The 10,283-nt window shown below is 68.1% G+C and carries 7 protein-coding genes and 2 pseudogenes; 7 read left to right on the forward strand and 2 right to left on the reverse strand.

Annotated elements, in window-relative coordinates:
* The first annotated feature begins 118 nt into the window (after positions 1-118).
* Positions 119-919 (forward strand): CPBP family intramembrane glutamic endopeptidase, encoded by an 801-nt coding sequence (locus ACFYQA_RS35445; protein WP_388926966.1) that lies wholly within the window; start codon positions 119-121, stop codon positions 917-919.
* Positions 920-979: 60 nt separating this feature from the next.
* On the opposite strand, the gene ACFYQA_RS35450 is transcribed toward ACFYQA_RS35445, so the two are convergent.
* A complete protein-coding gene (locus ACFYQA_RS35450) occupies positions 980-1,843 on the reverse strand; it encodes a PhzF family phenazine biosynthesis protein (protein ID WP_388926969.1) in 864 nt (287 codons plus the stop codon).
* 91 nt (positions 1,844-1,934) lie between these two features.
* Positions 1,935-2,366 carry a VOC family protein gene (locus tag ACFYQA_RS35455; RefSeq protein WP_388926972.1) on the reverse strand — a complete coding sequence of 144 codons (432 nt, stop codon included), beginning with the start codon at positions 2,364-2,366 and terminating at the stop codon, positions 1,935-1,937.
* A gap of 555 nt (positions 2,367-2,921) precedes the next feature.
* Here ACFYQA_RS35455 and ACFYQA_RS35460 point away from each other — a divergent pair.
* The 6 genes and pseudogenes from ACFYQA_RS35460 to ACFYQA_RS35485 form a co-directional block, all read left to right on the forward strand.
* Entirely contained in the window at positions 2,922-4,118 is a 1,197-nt protein-coding gene (locus ACFYQA_RS35460; RefSeq protein ID WP_388926975.1) for an RNA-guided endonuclease InsQ/TnpB family protein, read from the forward strand.
* A gap of 34 nt (positions 4,119-4,152) precedes the next feature.
* Positions 4,153-4,695: pseudogene (locus ACFYQA_RS35465) on the forward strand (TnsA-like heteromeric transposase endonuclease subunit); the annotation flags it as partial.
* A 99-nt stretch (positions 4,696-4,794) separates the two neighbouring features.
* Positions 4,795-6,774, forward strand: coding sequence for a Mu transposase C-terminal domain-containing protein (locus ACFYQA_RS35470; protein WP_388926978.1), 1,980 nt, complete (start codon positions 4,795-4,797; stop codon positions 6,772-6,774).
* Complete coding sequence (locus ACFYQA_RS35475; RefSeq protein WP_388926981.1) at positions 6,771-7,790, forward strand: TniB family NTP-binding protein; 1,020 nt, start codon at positions 6,771-6,773, stop codon at positions 7,788-7,790. Before ACFYQA_RS35470 ends, ACFYQA_RS35475 begins: the two co-directional genes overlap by 4 nt.
* A 1,491-nt stretch (positions 7,791-9,281) precedes the next feature.
* Positions 9,282-9,698 carry a hypothetical protein gene (locus ACFYQA_RS35480; protein WP_388926984.1) on the forward strand — a complete coding sequence of 139 codons (417 nt, stop codon included), beginning with the start codon at positions 9,282-9,284 and terminating at the stop codon, positions 9,696-9,698.
* A gap of 383 nt (positions 9,699-10,081) precedes the next feature.
* Positions 10,082-10,283 (forward strand): annotated as a pseudogene (locus ACFYQA_RS35485) (hypothetical protein); the annotation flags it as partial.

The raw sequence follows: 10,283 nt of genomic DNA on the forward strand, positions 1-10,283 counted from the left end.
GACGGCACGGTCGGCCGCGGGGAGGGCACGGAGCCGCCGGGCGCGGACCGCCCGCCGGGTGCTCGGCCGGTGCCTTCATACTGAACCGATCGGACGGATCGGTGATCTGGAGGCAGGTGTGCAGGCGGAGGCGGGCCCGGAGGCCGATGCGTATCCTCGGCGGCGGCTCACACGGAAGACGCTCCGCGACGAGACGCTGCTCGTGCTGGCGGTGTCGCTCGGCGCGAGCGCGGTGTCCGCGCTGATCAGTTTCGTCGGCTCGGTCACCCGGCCGGGCGGCCTGAAGGACCAGGCGGCCACCCTCAACGGCTCGGCGGCACCGGGCCGTCCCTGGCTCGACCTGGCCTGGCAGCTCTTCGGGATCACCAGCGCGCTGGTACCCGTCGCGCTCGTCGCCCACTTCCTGATCCGCGAGGGCGTGGGGCTGCGCACCCTCGGCTTCGACCGCACCCGGCCCTGGTCCGACCTCGGCCGCGGAGCGGCGGTCGCGGCGGCCATCGGCAGCAGCGGCATCGCTTTCTACCTGGCCATGCGCGGCCTGGGCTTCAACCTCACCGTAGTGCCCGAGGCGCTGCCCGAGGTGTGGTGGAAGTTCCCGGTGCTGATCCTCTCGGCGATGCAGAACTCGATCCTCGAAGAGGTCATCGTCCTCGCCTACCTGCTGCGCCGGCTGGAGCAGTTGGGCTGGTCGCCGGGCGCCGCGATGGCGGCCAGTTCGGTACTGCGCGGCTCGTACCACCTCTACCAGGGCATCGGCGGGTTCATCGGCAACATGGTCATGGGTGTGGTCTTCGTCCACCTCTACCGCCGCTGGGGGCGGGTGGGGCCCCTGGTGGTCGCGCATACGCTGCTCGACGTCGGGGCGTTCGTGGGGTACGCACTGCTCGCGGGCAAGGTGGGCTGGCTGCCCACGGCGTGAACCGATTCGGGAAGGGGGCATGCGATGGCACCGCACGCCCCCTTCGTCCCAGGAGTCGGCTCAGCCCTTTGGCCAGCTGCGGCTCAGGGCCCCGCCGCTCGGCAGTGCGGCACTCAGCAGCTCGCCTTCGATGACGGTCACCGCCCGTCCGCTCAGCAGGGTGCGCTCGCCGCGCAGTTCCGTACGGATGCGGCCCGAGCGGGGTGAGGCCTGGAGGCCGGTGAGGGCGGTGCGACCCAGGCGCTCGGACCAGTAGGGGGCCAGCGCGGTGTGGGCGCTGCCGGTCACGGGGTCCTCGTCGATGCCGACGTTCGGAAAGAAGCAGCGTGAGACGAAGTCGTAGCCCCGGGACGGATCCTGTGCGCGTGCGGTGGCGATGACGCCACGCCGGGAGTGGGCACCGAGGGTCTTGAGGTCGGGCCGCAGGGCACGGACCGTCCGCTCGTCGGAGACCTCGACCAGCAGGTCGCCGACGTTCGGACCGGTGTCGAAGGCCGTGAGCGGCTCGGCCCCCAGCGTTTCGGCGAACCCTTCGGGAAGGGTGAGCGGGGTGAGTGGGGCCGTGGGGAAGTCCAGGGTCACGGAGCCGTCCTCGGCCGGCGCCGCGACGAGGACGCCACTGCGGGTGGCGAACCGGACGGGGCCCTTGTGGGAGCCCGTGGTGTGCAGGACGTGTGCGGTGGCGAGGGTCGCGTGGCCGCACATGGCGACCTCGGCGGCGGGGGTGAACCAGCGCAGCGCCCAGTCGGCGTCCCCGCTCCCGGACAGCGGGTGCGCGAAGGCGGTCTCGGCGTGGTTGACCTCCAGGGCGACGTTCTGGAGCCAGCCGTCGTCCGGGAACGCGTCCGTGTCCAGGAGCAGAACTCCGGCGGGGTTGCCGGCGAAGGGCCGGTCGGTGAAGGCGTCGACGATTCGAATGCGCATCCCCCGACGGTAGGGCTTGGGCGGAACCGCAGGCCAAGGCCAATCCGAAGACACCGGACCGGACCCTTGGCGTTGATCCGGTGGCCGACGGTCAAGGAGCCGAGGCCGCCTCGGGGCCGGAGGGCGGCGTCGAGGGGACGAGGTAGTCCGTCCGCCCCTCGTCGTCGAGCTCGAAGGGGCCCTCGGGGATGATGCAGAACTCATTGCCCTCCGGGTCGGCCATCACCAGGAAACCGCCGTCCGCGTACTCCTTCAGCCGATGCCCGCCGAGTGCCTCGACCCGCTGTTGCTCCGCAGCCGGGTCGGGTGAGGTGATGTCGAAGTGCATGCGGTTCTTGCCCGACTTGGGCTCGCTGGTCCGCTGGAAACCCAGACCCAAACCGTTCTCGCGTCGTATCCACACGTAGGGCCCCGTGCGGCCCACGACCGGGCGGCCGAGCAGCTCGGACCAGAACGCGGCGAGCCGCTCGGGGGCAGTGGCATCGACGATGAGGGCGTTGATACGCAGAGGGGAGTCGGCCATGCGCCGATCCTCTCAGGGGCCACTGCGCTGTCAGCGGTGGCGCCGTCGGTTCCCGCCCGCGCCCCGCGTGGCTACGAGACAGAGCGGTCTGACCTGCGACAGCGATGATGGGCCGTTTGCCAGTGAAGTTGAGCCAACGCTAGTTTGTGACAGCGAAGTTGCGTCGATGGGGAATTTGTCAGGTAGGGGACGCGGTGGGGGCACCTGTCCGTACAGTCGATCAGGCTGTGCTCGCGGGCTTTGAGCTGGACTTTTCTGTTAACGGGGTGCGTAGACGCCGCCTCCTACAGACCGGCTGGGACGTTCGGTTCGAGGCAGTGGAGCCGATCCGAGAGTTCAGCTGGCGCAAGTACGGCCGGGGCTTCGCAGGCTGGTACTACTCGGTGACCGTGCGAGATCATCTGGCCTCCTTCGTGGATACCCCCGGCTTCAGCCGGGGGAGGAAACGAAGTTCCTGCGGAGCAGGGCAACGGGCTGCGATGCGCCGTCAGGGCGGATTGCAGTGCTCTGACCCGCGGATTTGAGCTTAAGTCGCAGTGACGCTAGTTTGTGAGCGTGACCTCGACGTATGTGAAGCGGGCGTTCAAGTACCGCTTCCATCCGACCGATGCGCAGGCGGCCGAGCTGTCGCGCACGTTCGGCTGCGTGCGCAAGGTCTACAACCTGGCCCTCGCCGCCCGTACCGAGGCATGGGCGCGACAGGAGCGGATCAACTACAACGCCACCTCGGCGATGCTGACCGCGTGGAAGAAGACCGAGGAACTCGCCTACCTCAACGACGTGTCCTCCGTGCCGCTGCAGCAGACGCTGCGCCACCTGCAGAGCGCGTTCACCCATTTCTTCGGCAAGCGGTCCCAGTACCCCCGCTTCAAGAGCCGGAAGAAGTCCCGCAGGTCCGCCGAGTACACCACCAGTGGTTTCCGCTTCCGCGAGGGGAAGCTGACGCTGGCGAAAATGGCCGAGCCGCTGGACCTCGTGTGGTCCCGTCCGCTCCCCGAGGGGGCGACGCCCTCCACGGTGACCGTGTCGCAGGACGCGGCCGGGCGCTGGTTCGTGTCGATGCTGTGCGAGGACCCGACCGTGAAGCCGTTGCCCGCCGCCGATACGGCGGTCGGCGTCGACGTCGGCCTGGAGCACCTTCTGACCCTCTCCACCGGCGAGAAGATCACCAACCCGAGGCACGAACGCCGCGACCGTACCCGTCTCGCCAAGGCCCAGCGGGCTCTGGCGAAGAAGGCCAGGGGCGACGGAGTCAACCGGCGCAAGGCCCGGATCAGGGTCGCGAAGATCTACGCCCGGATCACCGACCGCAGGCGAGACGGCCTGCACAAGCTGACCACTCGGCTCGTTCGTGAGAACCAAACGATCGTGATCGAGGATCTGACCGTGCGCAACATGGTCAAGAACCACATGCTCGCCCGGGCCATTTCGGACGCGAGCTGGAGCGAGTTCCGCTCCATGCTGGAGTACAAGGCCACCTGGTACGGGCGGGAAGTGATCGCGGTCGACCGCTTCTTCCCCTCCTCCAAGTTGTGCTCCGCCTGCGGCACCTTGCGGAAGAAGATGCCGCTGCACGTCCGCACCTGGACATGCGACTGCGGCACGACCCACGACCGGGACGTGAACGCGGCGAAGAACCTTCTGGCGGCCGGGCTGGCCGTGTCTGTCTGTGGAGCCGGTGTAAGACCTCAACGGAGTTCTCCGGGCGGGCAGTCGGCGACGAAGCAGAAACCCCCACGGCGCGAGCCGTAGGAATCCCCCTCGTTCACGAGGGGGAGGAAGTCAAGTTGGTTACGAATCGTGGCTAGAGAGGGACCGACTGGTCCTCCTGGACCGGGATCCGCAGGTCACGGCTATCGCCTCGCAGCCATTCTGGCTTCACTGGCACGACGGGGTCCGCAAGCGCCGGCACGCTCCCGACTACTTCGCCCGGCTCGCTGACGGGCGGGCCCGTGTGGTCGACGTTCGTGCCGAGGACGACATGGACGAAGAAACGCGGGATTCCTTTACCGCGACCGAGCGCGCGTGCGGGGCGGTGGGCTGGGAGTTCTCCTGGGTCGGACGGCCCGATCCGGTGTTTATGGCGAACGTCCGCTGGCTGGCCCGCTACCGGCGCACGCGCTGCGGCCGGCCCCAAGCGGTGGCCGACCGGCTCCTGGATGTCTTCCACCAGCCGAGGGGTCTATGGGAGGGCGCCGGTCTGGTCGGGGACCGGTTGCAGGTCCTGCCGGTGCTGTTCCATCTGCTGTGGTCCGGCGCGTTGGAAACGGACTTGGAGGGCGGCTTGATGCAGACCGACAGCCTGGTCTGGACGGAGGGAAGCAAATGAGCGGGTTGAGGCGTCCGCCGGCCTTGGCGGTCGGTCACAAGGTCCGCTTCGAAGGCCAGGTCAGGGGGGGTTCTCGAGGTCACCCCCCAGGCAGCGGTGGTGGAGGACGAGGAGACTCCGCACCGGGTGGTCGCCTTGATCGACCTGTTCGAGGCGGCCGATTTCGAGGTCTTGTTCCAGGCCGAACGGATGCCGCTGCCCGCAGTCGGGTTGCTGGAGGCGTTCCCGCCCGAGGTGGTGAAGCAGGCCTTGTGGTGGGAGGGGCACATCCTGGAAGTCATAAACGGCCTCGCGCCGGACGCGGAGCCCGGTTCGCAACCGCGGCCAGGTTACGGGCCGGGCTCAACAGTAACGTCGCGGCAGCGGGTGAAAGCAGCCGAGCTGGCGGTCGCCGGTCACTCCGTCGCGGACAAGACGATCGCTGGTCGGCGCCTGCGCTACCAGGAACAAGGCCTGGTCGGCCTGGCCGACCGCCGCCCGGTCCGCAAGCGCGCGGAGTTCGGCTCGGTGCCCGAGTCCGTGGTCGCGGCGATGCGAAAGGCGATCAAGGAGGGTGTCGACACCTCGACTCGCAACGGGGCCTATCTGATCTGGCGGACCGGGGAGATCCTGCGGGAATCGGGCGGTGAGCCGATCGAACTGCCGGCCCGGCGGACCCTCTACCGGCTGCTGGCGAAGTTGACGAAAGGCACCCACGCGACTGGCTCGGCGGTCACGCGCCGGTCCAAGGCCCATGGGGCGGCGGCCCCGTTCGGAGAGCTGACGGTGTCGGCTCCCGGCGAGGTCATGCAGATGGACTCCACCCCGATGGACGTGCTGGTCCGCCTCGACAACGGGGTCGTCGGCAAGGTCGAACTCACCGGCATGATCGACGTCGCGACCAGGACGCTGTCCGCCGCGGTTCTGCGGCCGACGACGAAGTCGGTGGACGCGAGCCTACTGCTGGCCCGCACTGTCACCCCTGAGCTGATGCGGCCGGGCTGGGTCGACGCGCTGAAGATGTCCCGTTCGGTGCTGCCGCACCGCAGGCTGCTGTCCCTGGACGAACGCCTTGAGCACGCGGCGGCCAAGCCGGTCATCGTCCCGGAGATGATCGTCTGCGACCACGGCAAGGTGTTCATCTCCCGGAACTTCCGGTCCTCCTGCCGGTTCCTGGAGATCGACTTCCAGCCCACCCACAAGGGCTCGCCGTTCCAGAAGGGGCACATCGAGAAGATGCTGGGCTCGGTGGCCACGATGTTCGCCCAGTTCCTGACGGGATACACCGGCCGCAACACCGACAACCGCGGGCGGCACCCCGAGCGCGAGAACCTGTGGTCGCTGCCCGAATTGCAGGACCTGCTGGACGAATGGGTCGTCGCGAAGTGGCAGAACCGCCCACACGAGGGCCTCCGCGACCCCGACCATCCCGGACAGCTGTTCACGCCGAACCAGAAGTACGCAGCCCTGGTCGAGGCATGCGGCTACGTCCCGGTCGCGCTCAGCGGCCAGGACTACGTGGAACTGCTGCCGGCAGCGTGGCGGGCCGTCAACACCTATGGGATCCGGATCAACAACCGCACCTACGACAGTCCCGAGCTGGGGCCGGTGTGCCTGCGCGACTCCGGTGTCACCGCGAAGCGGGGGCTCTGGGAGGTCCACCGCGACCCCTACGACGTCTCCTATGTCTGGGTACGCGACCACCGCGGCGATGGCAGTTGGGTCCAGGCAACCTGGAAGTACATGAAACGGGCCCCGGTCCCCTTCGGTGACCTGGCCTGGGACCACGTCAGCCACCAACTGCCCAAGGCCACCGAGGAAGAAATCACCCAGGCCGTCGCCGACCTGCTGACCCGCGCGCACGCCGGCCCCGACCGGCCGGCCACGAAGAAGGACCGGAAGGCCAGGTCGGCGAAGGCGATCAAGGCCGAGCGGCAGGTCGCCGCCCGGACGAAGGCCGCTCCGCCGGTCGTTCCCTCCCAGCCACCGGAAGCTCCGCAGGAACCTGAGGTCGAAGTACCCGCCGAGGACGGCGATCTTGCCGAGGTGATCCCGCTGGGGTTGTTCAATCCGCTCGAAGACCCCTGGGGGCGCTCGTGACCACGCTGCCCGCCGAGGATCCGGACGACGACTTCGGGCGGCAGCTGACCACCCTGCCCGGCTGGCGTGAGTTCGTCGGTGCTTCCCTGAGCGAGCCCATGGCCGTGCTGACGAAGGCCGAGTACGACGCACTGGAGACGGAAGGCCAGGACGCCTACGACGACGACCGACTCGACCACCATGCCCGCCTCCAGGTGGTCGCCACCTCCACGGTCCGCTCCACCGTCACCTGCGGGCGCCGCCTGATCATCCTCAACCGCGGGGCGATCAGCGCTCGCCGCGGTCTGCTCGTCTCCGGCCCCGCCAACACCGGCAAAACGATCGCTCTTACCCAGCTCGGCCTGGCCCATGAGTTGCAGGACCGCCGCCGGCACCCGGGACAGGACGACCGCATCCCGGTCATCTACATCACCGTCCCGCCCGCCGCGACTCCCCGGATGATCGCCGCCGAGTTCGCTCGCTTCCTGGGTCTGCCGGTCCTGCGGAGTTCGAACATCACCGACCTCACCGAGGCGGTCGTCGGCGTCTGCACCAGGGCCCGGACCGGACTGATCCTGGTGGACGAGATCCACAACATCTCCCTGATGACCCGCCACGGAGCGGAGGCCTCGGACACGCTGAAGTACTTCTCCGAGCGCATACCGGCGACTTTCGCCTACGCGGGCATCGACATCGAGGACGGCAGTCTGATGTCTGGCACCCGGGGAGACCAGATCGCTGCCCGTTTCACCCCGATGGCCACCCACTCCTTCCCCTACAACACCGAGTGGAAGGCGCTGGTTGCTCAGATGGAGGCCAACCTCGTGCTGCACGAGCACAAGCGCGGCACCCTGACCCGCCTGGACCGCTTCATCCATACCCGCACCGGCGGCATGATCGGCACTCTCTCCCACCAGATCCGCGGAGCCGCCGTCGACGCCATCCTCGGCCGCACCGAGAAGATCAACAAAGCGGGCCTGCTGGCTGTCGACCTGGACATCGCCTCTCGCCGCAAGCGCCCGGACACTGGCCGGTGACTTCGCCGAGCGAGTACGGCCCCGTCGCCCGACTGCCGTTCCAGGTCCGTCCGAAAAGCGGTGAAGGGGCCGGAACGTTCATCACCCGGCTCGCCCAAGCCAACTACCTTCCACCCGCCTACCTGCGGAAATACCTCGCCCAGCCGCCCTTGCACCGCGGCAGTCCGAGCTGGGACCGCATCGCCGCAGCCGCTGGACGCGATCCGGTCGAACTGCGGCAACTCCTGGAGACCATCCCCTGCGAGGAATGCGGCGCCCCTATGCGGCCTATGGCGAGCTTCGGCGTCAAGCCACTCACCTGCTCCAGGTCCTGCCGACAAAAGCGATACCGCCGACGCATCCCAGCGGCAGACTGGAAGAAAGTCCCCTGTGTCGCCGCATCTGTGGACAAGCGATGAAGATCCGGCTCGGACAGCGCCGCCACATGTGCTCATCGCACTGCCGGCGGGTCGCGTTCCAGTTCCGCCAGCGCGGTGAACCACTGCCTCGGCCATCGAAGTCCAAGGGCGACGCCGGGCCCGCCGACGAGGAAGAACTTGTCGGCCTCTGCCCCGTCTGCGAAGGACCGATGAACAGCGCCACAAAGCGAAAGGCGTGCTCGCGACGCTGCAGCGCCAGGATCGCCCATTGGACCCGCAGCCCGCTGCCGCCGACCACGACCTGCCGCCGTTGTCGGAAAATACTCCTGCCTCGAGCCGACGGTCGCCCCCGAGACTGGTGCTCGATCGACTGCAGAACCCAGGAATTGCGCGGACAACAAACCTCCCCGTTTGCAGCCGCGATCCCGTTCGAGGAAACGGATGCCGAGATCGAATCGGCTGCACCGGAGACGGCCGGACCCTTCGGAACGAGGAGCCGCAGAGGCTGCGAGCGCCGCTACCGACCACTCATGATCAACCCCTGGTGCTCTCGCCGCTGCCTGGAGCAGGAGATACTGAAGCGCGCTGAACTGCAGGAATGCGGCTGCTGCGGTGCCTCGATGGCCCGCCGCAAGCCGGTCACAGGCCGCATCTGGTGCTCGGGCCCATGCCGAGGCCGAGCCTCCCGCTGGAACATCGAGTTTCGGGCCCGTGCGCAGTTGATGATCAGCGGCGACCAACGCCAATCCCCGCCGAAGTACCCCAGCCCACCGACCTGCCGAGGCTGCCGCAGCAGCTACCAGCCACTCAGGCCCAACCCCTGGTGCTCGGACCAGTGCTTTGACGAGGAACTCGCCCGGCGATCTGACCAGCAGGAATGTGGAGCCTGCGGAACTTCCATGGCCCACCGCAAGCCAGTTCCCACGCGCAAGTGGTGTTCGGGCACCTGCCAGCAGAGAGGGATCCGCTGGCGAGCTGAACTCCGCGACCGCACGAGGCAGGTGCTCTCTGCCACTGAGCCTCGGGAAACGCTCTCTTCAACCGCCCATTGACCGGTTGCGGCTCGACGCTTCCCTGCTCACCAACGGAAAACCCCAGCTCAAAGCAAGGAACCTGCTGGCACTCTGGTGGCATGGAACTGTTCGGTGATCAGGAGCTGGGCGATGCAATCGCGGAGGCGGAATCTTCCTCATGGGCCGTCAGAGCCACAGCAGGCCGGCGTCTGGCAACAGCCACGAAGATCGAGGCAGTCGCCGATGTCCTCCAGCGCCTTCTGCTCGATGCCCAGGACACCGGCGTGACCTCGGAGACGGCCGTGTCCCTCTTGGAGCGCCGGGATCTTGCTGGTCTGCGGGCTGTTCTCGCAGCCCTCTCCCGAGCGACCGACGTTGGAACCGCTGACCAGCTCAGCGCGGAACTTGACAGCGACCCACGCTGGACGACCGACAACGAGGCCTCCGAGCTCATTCAACAGCTCCAAGCACTGACGTCCGATACGGATCAGGGAGTCCGCGTCGAGGCCGAGTGGCGGCTCTCGCGCCTGCGCTGACAGAAGGAACGTCGAACGCGACCCGCTGATGATCGCCGGACTCCTACCGGCAGATGGCCTCCGCGACCACAAGGCATCCGAGCAGTGCCCAACCTTCAGTGAGGCTGCGCCATGCTCGTTTCCGCAGTTCAGCGGAGCTGGTGTGATGCGCCGGTGAGGTCCTCACGCTGACAGGTGGCCTGATCATTAGCACGAGATCGTCTGGCGTGGGCGTTCTCGCGGGTTCTGGCGTGAGGTTCGGGGGCTGCTGCGTAGGTTCCGCGTCGGGAGGAATGTTCATGACGGACGTACTGACGTGGACGATCGAGCGGCGGCTTTAGCTGGCGAAACGTGCCGAACTGCTGCGCAAGGAGCTGGGCGAACTCGAGCTGGAGGTGGCCCGGTTGGAAGCCGCCGAGGTGGTGTTCGGGCAATGGTTTGAGGCCACCGACGGTGGACGGCGACCGCCGGGCATCGTGTCGCCGGAGCCGGAGCCGGAGCCGGAGCCGGAGCCGGAGCCGGAGCCGGAGCCGGAGCCGGTTGCTGTGACGGTGGGCCAGGGTGCGGGCGGGATGCGGGTGGTGCCCGATCGCGTCGAGGGGATGG

Source organism: Streptomyces sp. NPDC005774, assembly GCF_042871645.1.
GTDB classification, from domain to species: Bacteria; Actinomycetota; Actinomycetes; order Streptomycetales; family Streptomycetaceae; genus Streptomyces; species Streptomyces pratens.

Excerpts from the sequence above, each read along its gene's own strand:
- ACFYQA_RS35450 (WP_388926969.1), bottom strand. The coding sequence starts at position 1,843 with ATGCGCATTCGAATCGTCGACGCCTTCACCGACCGGCCCTTCGCCGGC.
- ACFYQA_RS35455 (WP_388926972.1), bottom strand. The coding sequence starts at position 2,366 with ATGGCCGACTCCCCTCTGCGTATCAACGCCCTCATCGTCGATGCCACT.
- ACFYQA_RS35480 (WP_388926984.1), top strand. The coding sequence starts at position 9,282 with ATGGAACTGTTCGGTGATCAGGAGCTGGGCGATGCAATCGCGGAGGCG.